The organism is Rubripirellula lacrimiformis, from assembly GCF_007741535.1.
GTDB lineage: Bacteria > Planctomycetota > Planctomycetia > Pirellulales > Pirellulaceae > Rubripirellula > Rubripirellula lacrimiformis.
This window is the reverse complement of sequence record NZ_CP036525.1, coordinates 3,687,939-3,710,475: the sequence shown is the minus strand read 5'-3', so window position 1 is coordinate 3,710,475 and position 22,537 is coordinate 3,687,939. Positions and strand designations below refer to the sequence as shown.

At 56.7% G+C, this 22,537-nt stretch carries 2 protein-coding genes; both read left to right on the top strand.

The features are described 5' to 3' along the window. The first annotated feature begins 569 nt into the window (after positions 1–569). Positions 570–20,093 (top strand): tandem-95 repeat protein, encoded by a 19,524-nt coding sequence (locus tag K227x_RS13100; RefSeq protein ID WP_145170045.1) that lies wholly within the window; start codon positions 570–572, stop codon positions 20,091–20,093. Beyond that, a complete protein-coding gene (locus K227x_RS13095) occupies positions 20,090–22,537 on the top strand; it encodes a sensor domain-containing diguanylate cyclase/phosphohydrolase (protein ID WP_145170043.1) in 2,448 nt (815 codons plus the stop codon). Before K227x_RS13100 ends, K227x_RS13095 begins: the two co-directional genes overlap by 4 nt.

Below are 22,537 nucleotides of genomic sequence, written 5' to 3'. Positions count from 1 at the left end.
CTTGGCCAAGGCGTTGCAAATGGGAGCTGTCTGGCACCGCAGAACGATTCGCATCTACGTCAGATTCAACCGATCGAACAGGCCGCTGAGCTTGCCCGGAACGTGTCGCCGGGCGACCATCCCGCACCACATCGGGAACCGGCGGAACCATCTTGTCGATCCACAACGAGGCTGCAGATGGCGCCGGGCGTTGATTTGCCTGAAAGTCCCTCACCGGGGCTGTCTGCGCGTGCGCGACCCCCACAATCAAACTGCCCAACAGCAGAAAGGAAAGCACCAGCCGAACAGTCGGGTTCCCCCTTCCGTTGGTTCGATCGTGGGCGGTGTGATGAGGGTACATGTGTTCCAAAATCGACCGTTCGAGGCACGAAAAGCGATTTCATTCGTGGAACAGGAACAACCGGATGAATTGGCAGTGTCGGCGCAACTATCCACAACCCGCCTAAACCACCTCTTTCCTCTAATAGATTTACGTTCACTAGATTTCCCTGCCTGTATCCGTGGCCGCATGATCCGCAATCTCCGATAGTTACGTGGGCTACTCTATTTCCCCTCTGGAATCGAAGCGGATGTCGTCGAAACGCGCGGAAATGCTTAGGAAGATGATTGTGCGTGCTGAGTCGTGTCTTCGTTCAGGACAACCCTCGGCCGCTGCCAACTCGGCTATCGATCAACCTTTGCGCGCCGAATCGTCCGAAGACCTGAAAGAGCTGGACGTGCTTGCCCTCGAGGCTCGTCTGCTGTACAGCGCCGTCCCGATGGTGGAAAGCAGCGAAGCCCCCGCAGATGGTGCCGCCCCGGATGTCGACCTGAACGCATGGACCGACGGGGATTTCGATTCGGACCCAGATGCGTCCGGTGGTACGGACTCGGGATCCAACGAAACCGGTTCCGATGCTTCCGACGCAAACGATCGGGCAAGCCTGGATGATGCTGATGGCCAGCTTTGGGACGGTGCGGATGGATTTTCCCTGGCCACCAGTCACGAACTGATCTTCATTGACAGCGGCGTCGAGAACATCGATCAACTATTGGAAAACATCGCCTCGTTGAGCGACGACACGAGAAACATCGAGATCATTTTCCTGGATCCGACCCGCGATGGCGTCCAACAGATCACTGACGAATTAGCGGGCCGGACCGACATTGATGCGCTGCACATCGTCACCCATGGTGATGATGGATCGGTGCAACTAGGCAACACACGACTGTCGTCGGACACCCTCAGCGCACATGCTGGGCAAATTGCGTCTTGGGGCGGCTCGTTGGATATCGATGCCGACATCCTATTTTATGGATGCGATTTGGCAAGCAACGAATCCGGCGAGCAACTGGTTGAATCGATCGCCATTTTGACGGATGCAGACGTCGCGGCTAGTGACGACTTGACCGGGCATGCGGATCTGGGCGGTGACTGGATTCTGGAATACACCGTCGGTGATGTGTCGACGGATGTGGCGTTTGGATATGCGGCCCAAGCATCGTGGCACGACACGCTGGCGACCATCTTCGTCACCACCACGGAAGACGAGAACGATGGCAACACCTCCGACATCGCCTCCCTGACCGGATCACCAGGTGGAACTGGGATATCGCTTCGCGAAGCCATCATTGCGGCCAACAATACGATCGGCGCTGACACGATCTTCTTGGGCGCGGGAACCTACGGTCTGGACATTGCGGGCAAGTCTGAAAATGCATCTGCCACGGGTGACCTGGACATCACAGGTCAAATCACGATCATCGGTGATAGCCTTGGCACGACCATCCTTGATGCATCATCGCTCGGCGATCGAATGTTCCATGTCGCCAATGCAGGAAATCTGTCGCTCGGAGACATCACGTTGACGGGCGCATCGTCTGGCAACACAGGAGGTGCCGCCGTGTACAACGAAGGCGACTTCTCCGCGACCGATGTCGTCTTCAGCAACAACTCGGTCGGCAACAATGGCGGAGGCGCCATCTATTCTAGTGGTACGACCACGCTGAATCACACAACCTTGATTGGAAACACCAGCGGTGCGTCCGGTGGTGCGATCTATGTTTATGCTGGCACGACAACGATCATCAACTCGACCATCAGCGGCAACCAAGCGGAATCCAATGGCGGTGGTATCTTCGTCGAACATACATACAGCACCCTGAACATCGTGCATTCAACCATCGCTGACAATTCAACGGTCAGTGCAAGTGGCTATGGTGGCGGTGTCTACATTTACCAAGCGACGGTCAACGCGGAGAATTCGATCTTCGCCGACAACACATCCGACCTGGGTGGCAGTGACGTTCAAGGAACCATTGTCAGCGGCGGCTACAACATTATCGAGGACAACACGGGTGTCACCGGAACCGTTGGCACGGACATCCTCGGCAGTGATCCGTCATTGGCCGCGCTGAGCGTTGACGCCGCCTCCGGCCATTCCGTCCACGCCATTGGCGAAACAAGCATCGCGTACAATGCCGCCGGCGGCACGTCACCGACTGTAGACCAACGCGGTGCCACGCGCGATGCATCCGCAGATATCGGTGCTTACGAGTACGTCGCGTCGACCGAACCACTTGCGCACTACAAGTTTGATTCTGGAACGGACGCGACGGACAGCAGCGCCAATGGTCTCGACGGCACGTTGCAAGGCCATGCCGTTATCGACACGACGTCTGGCACGAACCAAGTGGGGGACGGCAAGCTAACGCTGGACGGATCCGGTGACTACGTGGACTTGTCGGCAAACGCAGGTACCTTCGCGGCACTTTCCCAAGGAACGGTCGCTACCTGGGTCAAGCTTTCGACAACTGGCCTCGCAACCATCTTCGACATCAGCAGCGGCGACCCCAGCGAGTTCGCGACGCTGTGGGTTGAAAACGGCAACGTGTTTTGGGCGATCAGCACCGGCGGTTCCCCGCAGTTGCGGATGACCTCCACCGCCACGATCAATGACGATCAATGGCATCACGTCGCGGTGACCACCGACGCGAGTGGCAATACGCTTTATATCGACGGCGTCGCACAAACCGGCGGCGACATCAGCTACAGCAATGGCGACGCGTCGTCCAACGTATTCTTCGATGACTTGACTGGCGTGACATCCGTCAAGCTTGGTGCGTACGACATTGGATCGGTTGGTGGCGAGTTCACTGGATTGATCGACGACGTGCGAGTGTATAACTACGCGGTCAACGACTCGGACATGACAGAGCTTCACGCCAATGGATCCAATGCTCCCAACGATCTATCCGCCACGGCAACCAACGATGGCGGATTGAACCTCAATAACGATGGCGGGAATGATGCTTACCTAATTGCTGATGATGGTGGGGCGGTTTTCGGTGGACTGACAGAATTAACGATCGAAACTCGTTTTGCCTACACCGACACAGCATCGGAATTGAACCTAGTCTCCTACGCGGCGGGTTCATCGAACTATGGAAACGACGTGAATCTGGCCTTCAATGGCGATGGCTCATTGAGCTTCATTGTCAATGACGAGTTAGGTCTTGCCAACACATTCGACTATCGAACTCTTGCTGACGGGCAATTCCATACGCTATCCATGACGTGGAACAGCAGCGGCGGTGCCTGGCAGGTCTTTGTCGACGGCGTCCAACGCGATAGTGGAACCAACGTTGCTACGGACGTAACCATCCAATCCGGTGGAACGCTAGTATTTGGCCAAGACCAAGATACGCAAGGTGGTGGCTATGACCCGGATCAGAATTTCTCAGGAACGCTACAGAGCTTCCGAGTCTTTGACGATCTGCGAACAGCATCGGAAATCTCCAGCAGCTATGCAAGCGATTTGCCGTTCGACGAACAGGGAATGGTAGCCAACTGGCGATTTGACAACTTGTCTGCGGACGGTGTCGTTACCGAATCGGTCAGCGGCAACAACTTGACGGCCGCCCATTTGACGGGTACCGGATACATCAGCAGCGAGGCGTCACTAACTTTCGCACTCGATGAGAACGCAGTCGACGGAACGGTCGTGGGCCAAGTTGCGGGCGCCGATGCCGAACGCGAGGCTCAGATTGCGTCCCTGTTGGCCGCTGATCCGACTCTCTCGTACAACGCAGAGTCCGGCAAGTTCTATCAGGTTCAAACTTCAACCACCAATTGGACGACTGCCGAGTCCAATGCGATTGCGAATACTCTCAGTGGAGTTGCGGGGCAACTGACAGTGGTGCGATCAGCAACGGAAAACATTGCGATCCGTGATGCCGCCGACGCAGCAGGTGCCGGGATCATTTGGATGGGCGGAAGCGACGCTACCGTGGAAGGCGAATGGCGATGGCAGACTGCCGGTGACGATGCGGATCAGTTTTGGAGGGGAACAGGGGCTGGATATGCCATTGATGGCAACTATCAGAATTGGGATACCGGCGAGCCCAACGCCGCTGTTTCGGATGAGGATTACCTTGCTCAAGATTCCACGGGAGCTTGGCTCGACGGAAATACGGGAAATAGCTTTGCTTCGATCGTCGAATGGGACGCGGATGCTGTGCTGGACGCAAATCAGGCATTGACCTACACGATCCAATCGCAAACCGTCGACGGTGCCTTTGTGACCGACGCGGATACCGGCCAGATCACCGTCGCCGATGGATCGTTGCTGGATTACGAGAGCGCGGCATCCCACTCACTGACCGTTCGCGTCACCGACAAGGAACTGAAGACATACGACAAAGTCTTTACCGTTTCATTGAACGATCTGGTCGAATCCAACAACGCGCCGACCGATCTGTCCAGCGGCATCGAACTGAATACCGACGGCGGAAACGACGGTTACCTGTTCCTCACCGACGGACGCCCCGTCCTGGGCGGTTTGACGCAGCTAACCTTGGAAGCGACTTTCCAAATTGATTCTGTTCCCAGCGGCTACATCCCCATCATTGACTATCAAGAGGGAGGAATCGAGACCGAATTCGGAGTAGCCATCAATCCCGATGGCTCGCTGCATATCGCGATTAATAATGGAGCGCCCAACCTAACCGCAGGAACTTACACCGAACTGCTTGACGGCCAGCAGCATCACATTGCGGTTTCGTGGGACAACACCAACGGCGATGTCCATTTCTACATTGACGGTCAGTTTGCGGAATCGCTCACCGGAGTTGAGACCAGTCATCAGCTTCACAACGCATCGACGACGCAGCTGCTGCTTGGGCAAGATGCAGATGACGGCGGAGACGTATACTCTGCGAACGTATTCAGCGGCACGTTGCACGATGTTCGAGTTTGGAACGATGTCCGCAGCGCATCCGAAATCGAATTGAACTATCAAGCGAAATTCGACAGCGGCAACTTGCCTAGCAACTTGGTCGCCAACTGGCAAATGGATGGCTTCAATGGTTCCAGCGAAGTCGTTGATGTCGTTAGCGGCAACAACCTTAGCGTCGGGCATGCTCCGGGGGCAGGCTTCATCGCCAGCACGCCCGTCGAAGACTTACACATCATCGAGAACGCGGCGGACGGAACCACCGTTGGTTACGTCGTGCCAACCGATCCTGATGTCATCAACGATGTGGTCAACGATGGACAGTTCCTGGAGGCTGGCATTCCAGCGACTTTCCAGGTCTACGAATCGCCGGCATCGATAGGTCCTTGGCAGGTGGTGCAGAACAGCGTCGACTTGCTCGGTGACAGCTACGAACGGACGCCGCTGGGAGGGCTGGGGGTTGACCTGAACGGTGTCGGTCCCGGAGCGATCGAGCAGACGTTAACGACAGAGATCGGTCGTGAATATCAAGTCACATTCGCATTCTCCGGAAACTGGGGCAGCGATGATAACACGAAGGATTTACGCGTCAGTGCAGGCGGCATATCGACAGACTTTTCGGTGACCGAACCGGACGGTTGGTCGGAAACCAACATGCTATGGGGTCATCGGACATTTACATTTGTTGCTGAATCGACTTCAACGACCCTGCAAATGATGTCAATGGATGCCGTCAGCACCGATTTTGCCACCAACAATTCGGGTCCAGTGATCGGCGATGTGCAAGTCATCGAAATCCCAGCAGCGATATCGACGATCCTAAACAACGACTCGACGTTGACCTACGATGCAGCGACGGACAAGTTTTATCGCACCAGCGCAGGCACCAGCACCTGGGCAACTGCCAATTCAAACGCTCAGGGCAGTCTGCTCAATGGCATTGCCGGCAACCTAGTCAGCATCGGTTCCCAATACGAAAATGACCTTGTCCAGCAAATGGCTGTCGAGGAAGGCGACGATGTCTGGGTAGGCGCGACGGATCAAACCACCGAAGGCGAATTCTATTGGCAGTCTTCGACCGGTGACGAGGAATTGCTCTGGACCGGCGGCAGCACTGGCTCGGCATTAGCCTATGAGAATTGGGTCCCAGATTCCCCCAGAAATTCTGGCGATGCGGAAGACTTCGCTTACCTCGAGAGCACCGATGGCAGTTGGAGCAATATTGGCGAAGGGAAATCAAGATATTCCGTGATCGAGTGGGACGCCAGCGAAGTGCTGTCCAACTTCACGTTCACGCTGACCGATGACGCCGGCGGAAGATTTGAAATTGACGCGACAACTGGCGAAATCACCGTCACGGATGGATCGCTGTTGGACTACGAAACAGCAACCTCGCACAATGTAGATGTCGAAGTCACCGACGCGGCTGGCAATTCGTACAGCGAAGTGATGACGATTGCAGTCGACAATGTTAACGCCGCCCCTGTGATCAATTCACCTGGCGGGACGTTGCCGTACACCGAAAACAGCGGCCCCTACCTGATTGGCGCCGCGGCCGCCATCGCCGACGCCGATGGCACGGACTTCGACGGCGGACAACTGCACCTGCAACTGACGTCCAATGGTTTGGCCGAAGATGTTCTCGACATCCGCAACCAGGGAACCGCCGCGGGCCAAGTCGGCATCAGCGGAACAGATGTCACCTATGGCGGAGTCGTTGTGGGAACGTACACCGGCCCTGTGTCGGCTGGTACGGAACTGGTAGTGACGTTCAACAGCAACGCCACACTGGCAGTCGTCAACGCGGTCCAGGACAACCTGACCTACGAAAACACTTCGGAGAGTCCATCGACGTCGATTCGCACGATCGAGGAATACGTCACCGATGGCGATGGTGGCACGAGCAACACCATTTCCGGCGGCATCCAACCGGTCCAGGTCAACGACGCGCCGGTGATGACACCCTGGTCACCGACGTACAACACGACCGAAAATTCCAACGCATTCACGGCAAACGTCTCCGCCATGCTGAATTCCAGCGTCAGCGATGTGGATGCCGGAGCTGTCGAAGGAATCGCGGTGTATGGGCAAACCGGAAGCTCAGGAACGCTCCAATACAGCGTCAACGGCGGCAGTTCATGGCAGACATTCGATTCACTGTCTGAGACCAACGCGACGTTGCTGCGAGCGACGGATTTGTTCCGGTTCACTCCCGATGGAATCTCCGGCGGCACCATGACGTTGGATTACTACGCCTGGGACCAGACCACGGGCACCGCAGGCTCCGGCGCCGACGTGACTTCGAGGGGTGGATCGACCGCCTATAGCACTACAGATGACACCGTCACGATCAACGTGACCGACATCAACGACGAGCAGGTCGTTTCGACCAATACCGGCGATACGTTTCTTGAAGGATCATCATTCAACGTCATCACCTCCACAATGCTGGAAACCACGGATGTCGACAACAACCCCGCTGAATTGCTTTACACGGTAACGGGAAACCCTCGTTACGGGCAACTCATGATGGACGGCATGGTTGCCGCCTCGTTCACACAAGCTGACATCAACGCCGGCCGGGTCTATTACGAGCACTACGGCAGTGAAGACTTTTCGGAAAGTTTCTCATTCAGCGTCGATGACGGGGCCGGCAGCGCAACAACTGGCTCATTCAGCATCACAATCACGCCCGTCAACGACCAAGCGGTGGCAATCACCAGCGATGGTGCTGGAACAACCGCTAGCCTCAGCGTGAATGAAACCGAGTCCTTCGTGACTCAGGTCACCGTCAGCGATGGCGACTTGCCTGGCGACACGATGACCTATTCAATCGTCGGTGGCACCGACCAAAACGATTTCGTGATCGACGCCTCAGGCAATTTAACGTTCGTCAGCCCACCTGACTACGAAAATGCAGACGACAGCGATCTGGACAACGTGTATGAGGTCACAGTTCAGGTCAGCGATGGAGACTACACCGACGACCAGACAATCACGGTCACCGTGCTAGACGTGCAAAGCACCGTATTGAACGTCACCACCACCTCCGATGTCGACGACACCGGACTGGGTGCAAGCTACACGATCGAACAATTGTACGCCGTTGGCGGCGGTACCGATGGCGAGATCTCGCTTCGTGAAGCGATCACGGCGGCCAACAACACGCTCGGCCAGGACACCATCAACTTTGCGATTCTGGACACCGATTCGGGGTACACCGGAACGGCAGGAACCGACGCGTACTGGCAGATTTCGCTGACCGCTGCGCTGCCGACGATCACCGAATCCGTCATCCTTGATGGAACATCGCAGACCGTCTTTGGCGCGAACGTCAACCCGGGCACACTTGGTCAGATGACCGAGACAGGCACGAACGGCCAAGCCATCAGCGACGTCCAGCGCCCTGAGATCGCGATCGTGGGCGCAGCCGGTTTCAGTGGGATTGTCGTGGGTGCCGATACGGTGACGGTGCAAGGATTCTCGATGTACGGATTCACTTCCGATGCCGCCATCCGCATCGAAGATGCTGTCCTGGACACCGTGATCAACTCGAACGTCTTCGGGGTGGCTCCCACCGGAATTCTAGATCCCGGTGCCGCACTGAACAACTTCAACCATGTCGAATCAGTGGGCGCGGACAATGGTACGCTGTCCAACAATATCTTTGCGTATTCCAAAGCGACGGGATTCCACGCCAGCAATGCGTCCGACAATTGGACGGTCTCCGGCAACCAGTTCATCAACAGCGGATACAACTACAGCAACGGTGACGCGATCGCGATGAACGCGTCGACAGGCGGCACCATCGATGGCAACTACTTCACCGGCACCTCTACCCAAGCAATCATCCTGTCGGGATCCTCCAGCGGGATCACGATCAGTGACAACACAGTCATCGGCAACGCCGTCGGCCCCATCACCGGGTCTCACGTGCAGTACGATGCCATCGCACTGCGAAGCGGCACCCACAATATCTCGCTGATCCACAACATCATCGCCGACAACTACGGTGCTGGAATTTTGGTCAACGATGGCGCCTACGCCATTGAGATCACCGAGAACTCCATCTACGGCAACGGCACCATCCTGTCTCGGCAGGGTGCTGCGGCCAGCGGAATCGTCGGCATCGATTTGCAGGGTTCGGGCGAAGATGTCAATGTTGGAACAGCCCCCTACTACAGCGTCAACGACGCCGGTGATGCGGATACTGGCGGCAATGCGCTGCAAAACTTCCCGGTGATTTCGTCGGCGGTCAGTGATGGGTCGCAAATTGCAATCGATGGAACGTTTAACAGCACCGCCAATACAACGTTCACGTTGGAGTTCTTCGATTCAGCGGAATATGCCAACGGATATGGCCAGGGCCGCACCTTCCTGGGGTCCATCGAGGTCACCACCGACAGTTCGGGAAACGCAACCTTCAGCACAACTCTGACGGCATTTGTTTCAGCAAACGACTTCGTCACAGCCACGGCGACCAACCAAAACACCGACGAGACGTCTGAGTTCTCCGCTCACTTCGCGATCGACGGTCCCGTCTACGCCGCCGACAACAACGGTCACTTTGTCTTTGATGGGAATGACGTCATCACCATCGAAAATGCGGGCAGCCTGACCATGTCCACGACGATGACCATGGAAGCCTGGATCAACCCGGACGACTCGATTCTTACTCGCATGATCTTGAACAAAGAGGGCGAGTACGAAATTGGCATTGGCGATAATGGCAACCTGTGGTGGGCGTTTACGAATACCGACCCAGGCTGGGCATGGCACGACACAGGCGTCACCGTATCGACGACCCAGTGGTCTCACGTCGCCGTTTCGTACGACAACGGCACCGTCAACAGTTACATCAATGGTGAACTAGTCGAAACGTACGCTGGCAGCGGTACGATTGGCGACGCCCACGACACCATGAACGATCTGCTGATCGGCGGACGTCTCAACAGCCCAGACGATCAGTACTTTCTGGGCGGAATGGACGACGTACGCGTATGGAACGTTGCTCGCACGCAGGCCGAGATCCAAGCCAACCTGACCGCGAATTTATCTGGTGACGAAACCGGCTTGGTCGGATACTACAAATTCGACAGCGCCGATCCATCCGTCACCGACTATTCGACCGCCGGGAACCATGGCGAATTGGGGTCTGATGATCAGACGCCGACATGGAACGGCATCACATTGACCGAAGACGCAATTTACACCGTACCAGCAAGCGGCGGTGTGCTTGCAAACGACATCGACATGGACGGTGGCTCGATATCGGTTACCGAAATTGACGGAAATTTCAGTTCGATCGGCAGCACCCACACGCTGGCCTCGGGAGCCACCGTCACCCTGCAGGCCGACGGTTCGTTCTCGTATGACCCCGGCCGAGCTTTCGAGAATCTAGCCGAGGGCGAATCCGCCATCGACTCGTTCTCTTACACCGTCACGGACGTCAACGGAAATTCGGACACGGCCACCGTTGAATTGATCATCACCGGCACCAACGACGCGCCGCATATTCTTGGGCAAAACGAGCTTACCAACGCGTATTTCAACTCGGACCTTGCCGGTTGGACAGCAACGGGCGATGTCGATTGGGCGGACAACGAAGTTCGTTTCGGACAAATCGGCGGTGACCCCGGTGTGTTGTCGCAAACATTTGCCACCGAGATCGGAAAGGAATACTTCCTAGTCTTCCACTATGGCGACCGAAGCGGATCGGAGAGCCAATCGTTGCAAGTGGATGTCGATGGGAATGCGACGCTATTGACCGAAGCCATCCAGAGCGGTGTGGCCGGAACTGACCTTGAATCCTATACGTTTAGCTTCGTCGCTGATTCGACTTCGACGACGCTCCGTTTTACCGATACATCAGCGGACCATTCCGGAGTCCGTGGATATATCGACAACGTCGCAGTCCGATCCGACCGCGCAGATTTGGCTGCGGTGGAATACACCGAAAACGGTCCATCGCTGTACATCGACAACAGCCTGGTTCTTGCCGATGTCGACGACCATCTCCTCGATTCAGCCGTCGTCGCCATCACCGGCAACTACGCAATCGGTGAAGAGGTGCTTACTTTTTCGAGCTACGGAAACATTACGGGCAGTTGGGACCAGAGCACGGGAACCTTGACGCTAAGCGGAAGCGATAGCGTCGCGAATTACCAATCAGCACTGCGAAGTGTTCGGTATGCCAACATCAGCGACGATCCGTCAACGGACACCCGAACAGTAAGTTTCATCGTCAACGACGGCGATAGCGATTCGACCACCTACACGCGTGAGATCAACATCACGGCGGTCAACGACCTACCGATCGCTGACCTGAACGGATCGAACGATGCGGGCATCGACTATACGACGTCATTCGCCGAGGGCGACGGACAGGTGTCGATCGTCGACGCCGATGCAACGATCAGCGATGTTGACAACGCCACCTACGAGATGTTGGGCGTCAACCTGAACAATTTTTCGGACGGTTCGGCTGAACTGATTCGCATCAACGGTGTCACATTCCAATACGGAGTCGCGGACAACGTCACCACCGCCGTTGGATCCACCACGTTTGAAATCGATTTCGATGGTTCTGGATTCACCATTGTGGAAGTCACCACCGCGCCGATTCCCCAATCGGACCTGCAGGCACTCCTGCGCACGATCACCTACGAGAACAACAGCCAGAATCCCACCGCCGGGAATCGCACGATCGACGTGATTCCGTCGGACAGCGATTTCGGAAACGCTTCGCCGGTGGCAGTCAGCACGATATCCGTTACATCCGCCAACGACGCGCCCGTGTTGGCGACCACCGATGGAACCACTTCCTACACCGAAGATGCGACGTCTGCAGAGATCATCGATGGCGGGTTGACCGTGTCCGATGCGGACAGCGTCGACTTTGCTAGTGGAACGATCAACGTCCGAAATGCGTCCGGTGGTGAAAGTACGGACCGTTTGACCGTACGACACGAAGGCACCGGATCCGGGCAACTGACGGTTTCCGGAAGCAATCTGATCATCGACGGGATCACGATCGGTTCGTTCAGCGGCGGTACGGGCCTTGGTGACGACCTGGTCATCACTTTCAATGCAAACGCCGACGCGGCCGATGTCCAAAGCGTCGGACGACGCGTCGCTTTCTCGAGCGTTTCGCAAGCCCCTTCGGAAGCAGCCCGAACGATCGAATTCACCATCACCGACGGTGACGGCGGTACCAGCACGGTCGAAACTCAACTTGTCACAGTCAGTGCCGTCAACGACGCGCCAGTTTTATCGAACACATCCACCATCCTGTTCACGGACAGTTTTGAGACGGTCGATATTTCTGGATCGAACACAGCTGATCCAGCAGGGTGGATCAGCAGCAACCACGGCTCCTATGTCGAGCACGTCGACGAAGATTCGGGAGAATTCACGACCCCGTATGGCGACCAGGCCATTCGCGTCTACCAAGGTTCTGCGATCGGAGCGACGACGGACGCCACCGGACTGAACGCTCCTTTGGAACCCGACACGCTTTACAGCTTGTCCTTCAACGTCGCTCGCGGCGGTGCGGTGGTCGGCGAATATATCGTTCAGTTGCTGGCCATCGCCGGTGACAACTCCGAAACGATCTTGTCCAGCGTGTCGGGAACAGCGACCGAGACCGACTTTTCCGAATCGGGGTCCATCACCTTCACATCCGACGGGTCGCACACCGCCATGCTTGGCGATCGAATTGCGATCCGCTTGCTGCACGACCCAGCTTCCCATTACACGCACGACGTGTATTTCGACAACATTCAACTGGTCAAGAATTTAACGACATTTGTCGAAGACGGACCTGCCGTCCAACTCGGTGAGCGGATCACGGTCGCCGACGCTGAACTGGATGCTGCAGGCGGTGGTTCGGGAAACTATTCCGGAGCGATCCTAACCCTGGGCCGGGAAATCACGCTCAGCAACGAGGACGTCTTCTCCTTTGCCGACGGGAACGGCATTTCATTGTCGGGAAGCGACCTGATCAAAAACGGCCAGATCATCGCGACCTTCGATACGACGGGGACCGAGGGCGAACTGACGCTGACTTTCACAGACGCCAATGTCGAAATCCCAACGACCGCGGACGTCAACAACATCGTCAAACAGATCACCTACGCGAACAACAGCGATGCACCACCCGAATCCGTCAAAATCGACTGGACGCTAAGCGACGGCAATGTGGACGCGCAGGGTGACGGCGGAGTGCAACTTGCCTCCGGAAGCACGCAGGTTGCGATCACGCAAGTCAACGATGCTCCGGAATTGGACGACTCTGGCGATCTGCGAATGCCAACGATCAGCGAGGACGATGTCGACAACGCCGGCCAGACAGTCGCTCAAATTCTTGCCAGCGATGGCGGATCCCCGATCTCCGACATTGACAACGGATCGGCCGAAGGCATCGCGATCACCACGCGAAACGACGGGCGGGGAATGTGGCAATATTCAACCGATGGCGGCACGAATTGGTCAAGCGTGGGAACCGTTTCCGAAACCGAAGCCCTGCTATTGCGGTCAACCGACTTGGTTCGATTCGCCCCCGATGGTCAGAACGGTAACACGACCGACCGCACGTTCGAATTCCGCGCCTGGGACCAAACCAGCGGAACCGCTGGCATGAAAGTCGATACCAGCGTTCACGGTGGATCGAGCGCATTCAGCACCGACATTGAAATCGTTTCGATCACCACGACGGACGTCAACGACGCGCCGGAGGTGACCGCCCCTGATACAGCAACCGTGGCCGAGAACGGCACGATCCTGTTCAACCAAGGCGGTTCCGGACTGATCGACACCAGTGATGTCGATGGCGATGAATTGACCGTCACCCTGACGGCCAATCACGCTACGATCGTGCTGACGCAAGACTCCGGACTATTGCTGATCGACGGCGATGGCAGTGATGGAACATTGCAGTTCAGTGGATCCGTCGCCGACATCAATGCAGCGATCGACGGTCTAAGCTACCACTCCCAAATCGGCTATAGCGGGGACGCAAGTCTGGCTGTCCTGGTCGATGACGGAAGCCTGACCGATTCCACCACCGTCGCGATCACCGTCACACCGGGGCAAACCACCTTTGTGTGGGATGGCGGAGGCGTGACCAACGCTTGGACGGACGCAGACAACTGGGATCACGACTTGGTCCCCGGTGCCGATGATATCGTTGTCTTCAACGCAACCAGCATCAAGGATTCGACCTTCGACGCCGCGTTTGCAGGTTCGATCAGCGAAATCCATGTCGATGCGGGATACACCGGCACAATCACGCAAGCGAGAGCATTGCAGAGCACCGGCGACGTATTCATTGCCGACGGGTCTTTCGACACCGCCGGATTCGACATTGAATTCGATTCCGCGATGAACCTCTCCGGTGGAACGCTGACGATCGACGGCAGCACAGTTCGATCGAGCGGCGATTTCGAACAAACAGGCGGATCATTCAGCACCAGCGGATCGACTTTGATCGTAGACGGATCCAGCGACCGATTGATTTCGATTTCCGATGCGTTGAATTCCATCGAACTCAGTTCGACCGGAACGCTGACCGCGCAAAGCGATCTCGCGGTGGCCGGCGATTTCACTCACACCCAAGGCGCGGTTGACTTTGCCGGGTACGAAGTCAGTTTGATCGGCAGCGGCGCGCAAACCATCGACGCCGCGGCGCTGAACTTTATCGATTTTGCGATCAGCAACGGAAGCACGATTACGATCGTCGGTGGGTTGGACATCGATGGCAAATTGGCCGTGACCAACGTCGGAACGATCAACGGTGCGGACATCCATTTGGCGGGCAACGTCTTGACCGCCGATGACACGTGGTCCGGCACCAGCCAACTTGTCCTGGACGGAAACGGCAACCAAGAGATTTCCACCGGTGGTGGCACCGGCGAACTTGGCAACCTAGTCATCAACAAGGCTAGCGGTACCGTTCAGTTAATCGATGACCTTGAACTAGGCGGAAGCTTTACCCATACGTCTGGCGATTTTGACACCAACGGTCACACCGTTGAGTTCCAAGGGCACAACACGACGATCGACGCGGGATCAGCGACATTTGGCGATGTCATTCTGAATAGCACGGTTTCTGGAACTCGCGGAATTGTCGGCGACCTAAACGTCGATGGCGACCTCACCTTCCAAAACGCCGGCACGCTCAATGGCGGACAAATCCTTGTCGCAGGCGACATGGTCTTCAATGATGCAACCTATACCGGAACGACGGTTATCGTTGCCGACGGCACCGGCGACCAAACGATCTCTGCAGGTGTTGCCGGATCGAAAGTCGAACAACTGACGATCAACAAAGCGTCCGGAACATTCACCTTCGCTACCGATCTGACCATCGGTGCAAGCCTGGTGCATACCGCGGGAACCGTGACCAATGTGACAAACACGATCACGTTCGGCGACAACTCAGGCACGATCAGTGCCAGTGCAATCAACTTTGCGGACGTCATCATTGACTCCAGCAACAACAAAAACATCGCCGGTGTCTTGAACGTGGGTGGCGACTTGACCATCAACCGCGTCGCCAACATCAACGTCGGCGACATCCGCGTAGCCGGCGACGTGATTTCAAATGACGCCAGCGTCGGTGGTGACGCCACGATCACGTTGATCGGAACAGGCGACCAAACGATTTCCGGCGACGACCTTACCAATGGTAATCTGATCATCAACAAGTCTTCCGGTACGGTCATCTTAGCCGACGATCTTGTCCTGGATGGGACCAACCAAGACGTCAACGTGATCGCCGGCACACTGGATCTGAACGGCCAAACGATCAACGCAACCGGCGGCGTGATCTTCGATGATGCCACTCTACGGGGCACGGGAAAGATCACCAATGATCTGTCCGTTCTGAACGATGGCGTCGTCGAACTGACAGCCAGTTCCACCAGCACTTACGAAACGATCGTGGTGGGCGGGAACTTGAAAATAGGAACAGGCAGCGAGCTGCACTTGGACGTCGCTGGCATGACCGCGGGCGGCTTGCTAGATGACCTATTCACTTCCGCCAGCCTATCTGGAACCTGGGCATCCGTACGACTGGTCAACGACAACGTCGGATTTACCGTCTACGACCAGTACAACAGCCCGGGTGGGTCGGTCGATGTATTCTTGAATTCCAACCCCACCGGCACGATCGCCGATGTCATTGTGGCCGAAGATGCGCCCGACACCGTGATCGATCTGGATGGCGCGTTCAGCGATCTGGAACACTCCGACAGTGAATTGACCTATAGCCTGATCGGTTACACGAACCCAGCGATTCTGGATTCGGCGTCGATTGATAACGCAGCGGGAAGCCTGACGCTGGACTATGCGGCCAACGAACACGGGACCCAGCAAATCACAGTGCGGGCCACAGATGCGCGTGGCGAGTTCACGGATGTCACCTTTGACGTCACCGTCAACCCCGTCAACGATACGCCCATCGCCAATGATGACAGCCAAGCAGCAATCGAAGACGGTGCCGCCGTCGGTGGCACTCTAACGGTCTCCGACAGCGACGCCGTCGACTCGCACACGTTCACGCTGGTCACTGCTCCCAGCGAAGGCTCGGCCGTCGTGAATCCCGATGGCACCTACACGTTCCATCCCGGCACCGATTTCCAAGATCTGGCCGATGGCGAAACTCGTGATGTCACCTTTGTCTATCGAGCCACCGACGACGGCACAGGAAACCTTGCTGACGATGCGACAGTCACCATCACCGTCACGGGAACCAATGACGCACCGGTCGCGCAGTCGGCAACCGATTCGGCATCCGAAGACGGTTCGATCATCAGCGGTACGCTATCGCTGACCGATGTCGACACGAATGACACGCACACGTATTCGCTAGTGACCAGCCCCAGCGAAGGAACCGCGGTCGTCAACGGTGACGGCAGCTACACCTTCGATCCGAACGCCGACTTCCAAGACCTGGCAGACGGCGAGACTCGCGACGTCACCTTTGTCTACGAAGTCGAAGACAACAACGGGCTGACCAGCCAAGAAACCGTCACGATCACGGTCACCGGCACCAACGACGCACCGGTCGCGCAGTCGGCAACCGATTCGGCAGTTGAAGACGGGTCGATCATCAGCGGCACGCTATCGCAGACCGATGTCGACACGAATGACACGCACACGTATTCGCTGGTGACCGGCACCAGCGAAGGCACCGCGGTCGTCAACGGTGACGGCAGCTACACCTTCGATCCGAACACCGACTTCCAAGACCTGGCCGACGGCGAGACTCGCAACGTCACCTTTGTCTACGAAGTCGAAGACAACAACGGGCTGACCAGCCAAGAAACCGTCACGATCACGGTCACCGGCACCAACGACGCGCCGGTCGCGCAGTTGGCAACAGATTCGGCATCCGAAGACGGTTCGATCATCAGCGGTACGCTATCGCAGACCGATGTCGACACCAACGATACGCACACGTATTCGCTAGTGACCGGCCCCAGCGAAGGAACCGCGGTCGTCAACGGTGACGGCAGCTACACCTTCGATCCGAACGCCGACTTCCAAGACCTGGCCGACGGCGAGACTCGCGACGTCACCTTTGTCTACGAAGTCGAAGACAACAACGGGCTGACCAGCCAAGAAACCGTCACGATCACGGTCACCGGGACCAACGACGCACCGGTCGCGCAGTCGGCAAGCGACGCGGCGATCGAAGACGGATCGATCATCAGCGGCACGCTATCGCAGACCGATGTCGACACGAATGACACGCACACGTATTCGCTAGTGACCGGCCCCAGCGAAGGAACCGCGGTCGTCAACGGTGACGGCAGCTACACGTTCGACCCGAACGCCGACTTCCAAGACCTGGCGGTGGGTGAAACTCGCGATGTCACCTTTGTCTACGAAGTGCAAGACAACCACGGACTGACCAGCCAAGAAACCGTCACGATCACTGTCACCGGCAGCAACGATGCTCCGGTGATTCACGAACTGGACAACGACACGCTGGCATATGGCGAAGGCGATGGCGCGGTTGCCATTGACCAGGGCACTGCAGCGATGGTCACCGACACGGATCAAACCAACTTTGACGGAGGCGTGCTGAACGTATCGCTGATCGGTGGCGATTTCACCGAGGACATCTTGAGCGTCATCAATCAGGGGACCGCGGCGGGACAGATTGGCATCACAGGCGGCATCGTCACCTACCAAGGTACTGTCATCGGCACATCGACCGGCGGATCCAACGGCGTCGATTTGTCCGTCACCTTCAACGCCAACGCAAATAGCGATGCGGTGTCAGCTTTGGTCCGTGCGATTTCGTTTGAAAATTCCGACGTGGGCGACCCGACACCCGGCACCCGAACCGCTCGGTTTGAACTGACCGACGGCGATGGAGGCTCCAGTGCCGCACGTGACACATTCATCAATGTGGTGGCACACGGCGATGTAACGATCAATCAAGGAACTCTGCCGAGCGACCTTCAAGTGGTCGAGGATGTTTGGACGCCCATCGACCTATCCGACGTCGAACTTTTCGATCCTGACCATCCGGCGGGCGACGGGGCACCAAGCATGACCTTGTCAACATCCGACGGTGGTCAGCTGTTCGCCGGAACAGTCGCTGGCGTTACGATCAGCGGAAACAGCAGTTCCAGCGTCACACTGACCGGGACCGCAAACGACTTGAACGCCTATTTGGACGATCCTGCGAATCTGCGTTACGTGCATTCGACCGCCAACACTTGGGGATCCAATGCTGACACGATCACGCTGACCGTGGACGACAACCAGGGCAGTCCCGTGCAAACCTTTGGAACGGTCGACATCAGCATCCAAGCGGTCAACGACACGCCCATCAACAGTTCCAGCGTGACCGTTTCGACGCTAGCTGGAAACAGCATTCAACGAGATGCCGCCAATGGCGTGTTGGTAGGTGCATCCGATGTGGATGGCGATTCGCTGACTGCGGTGATGGTGACCGGACCATCTTCGGGAAGCGTCGTTTTAAACCCGGACGGCAGCTGGACCTACAACCCTGCCGCAGGGTTCATCGGATCGGTCAGTTTCGATTTTTCCGTTAACGACGGAATGGTCGGATCTGCAACCTCGCGAATCACTGTCGAAGTGATCGCGGCGGCACCCACGAACCCAAACACGGGCACTGACAACGGAAGCGGTACCGACTCTGGAACGGGCAGCGGGTCGGGCACAGACACGGGTACCGATCCAGACGCGGGATCCGGCACTGGATCAGGCACTGGATCTGGAAGCGAAGCCGAAACAAGCACTGAATCCGAAACAACCGGCGAAGGCGGAACAACCGGAACCAGCTCGGATGCGGCAACGACGACCAAGAACAAGGCAAGTGCGGATAAATCCCAAATCGAATCCGCAGAGTCAGACCTCGATCCGTTTGGTGAGCTAGATTTGGGGGCTCTGACAGGACAACAAGCCGATGTTCAGCGGGCAAAAATCAATGCGGCACAGCACTGGGAAGTCATCCAGGACGCTGGAACATCCACTGTCGTGGACCGAAACGCGTTCGAAGTCGAAGAACTTACGCAGCTGAAGTTCGCTGCCCAGCAACGAGCAATTGACCTGGCGATGGAACAGTTTGAACAAGCCACCGAACAACAAGAATCATTGTTTTCGGTCACTGCCGGGGCGACCACAAGCGTATTCATCGGAGCCACCGCGGGATTGGCGTTGTGGTGCATGAGCGGAACCTACTTGGCGTCACTGTTGTTTTCATCGATGCCGGTTTGGGGGCGATTTGATCCGATCTATGTCGTTCATCAAACAACGACAATCGGGGATGGTGATGATGCGTCGGTTGCCGACATCATTGCCAATCACGGGGCGGGCGGCGGTAAGGAACCAGCACGATGAAAATCAGTAGCGTTGCACGAATCAACTTTAGTGTTGTCTCGTTGTGCGTAGCCGCTATCGTGTTCTCTGCCTCCATCGGGTTGATTCCGGACGAGCGCTTGTTGACGTCGATCAACCGGGCCAAGTTGTGCGGATCCGTCGCAACCAACATCAGCTATTTGATCAACCGGCACGACGTCCGTCAGGCTGGCCAGCAGATGCAGTCGTTCGCTGGACAGAACGACGATCTGATCTCGATCGGTCTGCGCCGAACCAACGGCGATTACGCAGCCCAAATTGGTAACCACCAAGATCTTTGGACCACAGCCATTCGTCAAAAGAGCGACGGCTGCTATACCGTTCCGATCCAAACTGAAATGGGTCAATGGGGAAAGCTTGAAATCCAGTTCCAGCCGGTTTACGTCGGTAAAGATCGAATCCTGAGCGGTTCTTTATGGAGCCTGCTGGGTGTTGTGGTCGTTTTAGTGGGAACCGCTTGCTGGTTGCAACTGCGGCGAATCCTGAAATACCTTGACCCGGGCAAATCGGTCCCTTCACGCGTTCGTCAGGCGCTCGACAACTTTGCCGAAGGCGTTGTGATCGTCGACAAGGAAGATTGCATTGTCTTGGTCAATCAAAAGTTTGCACGTGATGTTGGTCGGGAACAAAGTGCACTGATGGGGACTCGGCTATGGGACATCCCGTGGCAGTCGTCCGAAATCTCGCCCTCCGAGGGGCACGAAGGATCCATCGGGACGGCCCGCGGAACACGGATGCAGCTGCTAGACGATCATGGTCAGGTCCTGACAATCTTCTCAGTCAATTCATCGCCGGTTCTTGACGATGCAGGCGCCTATCAAGGTGTCATGATGGCGTTCACCGACGTGACACCCCTGGAACGCAACCGGGCCGCGCTGCTGGACACACTGGAAGACCTTAGCCAATCCAAGAAGGCGATCACCGAACAGAACGAGAAACTGACTTATCTGGCTACCCGAGATCCGTTGACGTCGTGCATCAACCGACGAACGTTCTTTGAACAGTTCGAAAACCATTGGCAAACAACGATTGCCAGCGGTACGCCGCTATGCGCCATGATGGTCGACATTGACTTCTTCAAGTCCATCAATGACACCTACGGTCACAGCATGGGCGACAAAGTTCTGTCCGAAACCGGGCGGTTGTTGTTGGAAACCACCAGCGAAACGGATGTCGTTTGCCGATACGGTGGTGAAGAATTCGCGATCCTGATGCCGGGACTGAATCTAGACGCGGCGGAAGCAGTGGCTGAAAAGATCCGTGTTGGGCTCAGCGAAATGCAGTTCCCGGAGTTCACAATCACGGCCAGCCTTGGCGTCTCCGGTGCCTCCCTTGGCGGTACCGATCCGCAGGACATGTTGGACCAAGCCGACAAGTGCCTGTACGTTGCCAAACGCAACGGTCGTAACCAGGTGATTCGTTTCGATACCGTTCCTGCCGACTTGATCGTTGACGAATCGAAAATTTCTCGCGAAAAGCCCGCCGAAGCTTCCTGTGCCGGCCCGACCATTCCTTACGCAGCCGTCACCGCGTTGCTGTCCGCGCTGTCGTATCGAGACCATCAAACCGGTTCCCACTCGATGCGCGTATCAAGTTACGCAGCACTGTTGGCCCAGCGCATCCTTAGCCCCAAAGACGTTTACGTCGTCGAAATGGGTGCCCTGCTGCATGACATCGGCAAGGTGGGCGTGCCCGATTCGATTCTGTTGAAACCAGGACCGTTGACTGAGGAAGAATGGAAACTGATGGAACGACATGATCGAATCGGAGTCGAGATTCTGAACAAGTCGTTCAAGTGCCCGCAGTTAACGGGCATTGTCAAGTATCACCACTATCGATACGGCGGCATCAAGTGCAAGGCGCAAGAGGTCTGGGGCACGGACATTCCGGTAGGCGCACGCATCTTGACGATCAGCGACGCCTTTGATGCGATGGTGTCCAATCGGCCATACCGAAAGGGCATGCCGCAGGCAGACGCCATCCAAGAACTGCGCCGGCATGCCGGAACGCAGTTTGACCCTGATCTGGTCGAAATGTTCGTGCAGATCATTGAGTCAGGAATCCATGAACCCGTCGCTTCCTACAGCCCCAATTACGCTGACGAAGTGATGCTGAACATCGGCGAACAAGTCGAGCGGTTGGTCAACGCAGCCGACAGCGGTGATGGAAAGACCTTCGTCACTTTAGCCGAACGACTACGTCAAACCGCCGAACACAGCCAAGTTCCAGAACTCGCGGCCGCCGCGACACACGCCATCGAAGTGACCAGCGAAGATGCCACGCTAGAATTGCTGGTTTCCGAAGCTTTTGAACTGCTCAACGCGTGCCGCGCGATGCGAAACAGCTTCACAGGGGAAACGATCGTGCCTCCCGAAATCAGCGAACCATCCCTCGCCGCGATTCCCGCCCCTGTGTCCGCTCAATAG

Bases quoted from the DNA above. Each gene is read 5' to 3' on its own strand.
- K227x_RS13095 (WP_145170043.1), top strand. From the start codon at position 20,090: ATGAAAATCAGTAGCGTTGCACGAATCAACTTTAGTGTTGTCTCGTTG.
- K227x_RS13100 (WP_145170045.1), top strand. From the start codon at position 570: ATGTCGTCGAAACGCGCGGAAATGCTTAGGAAGATGATTGTGCGTGCT.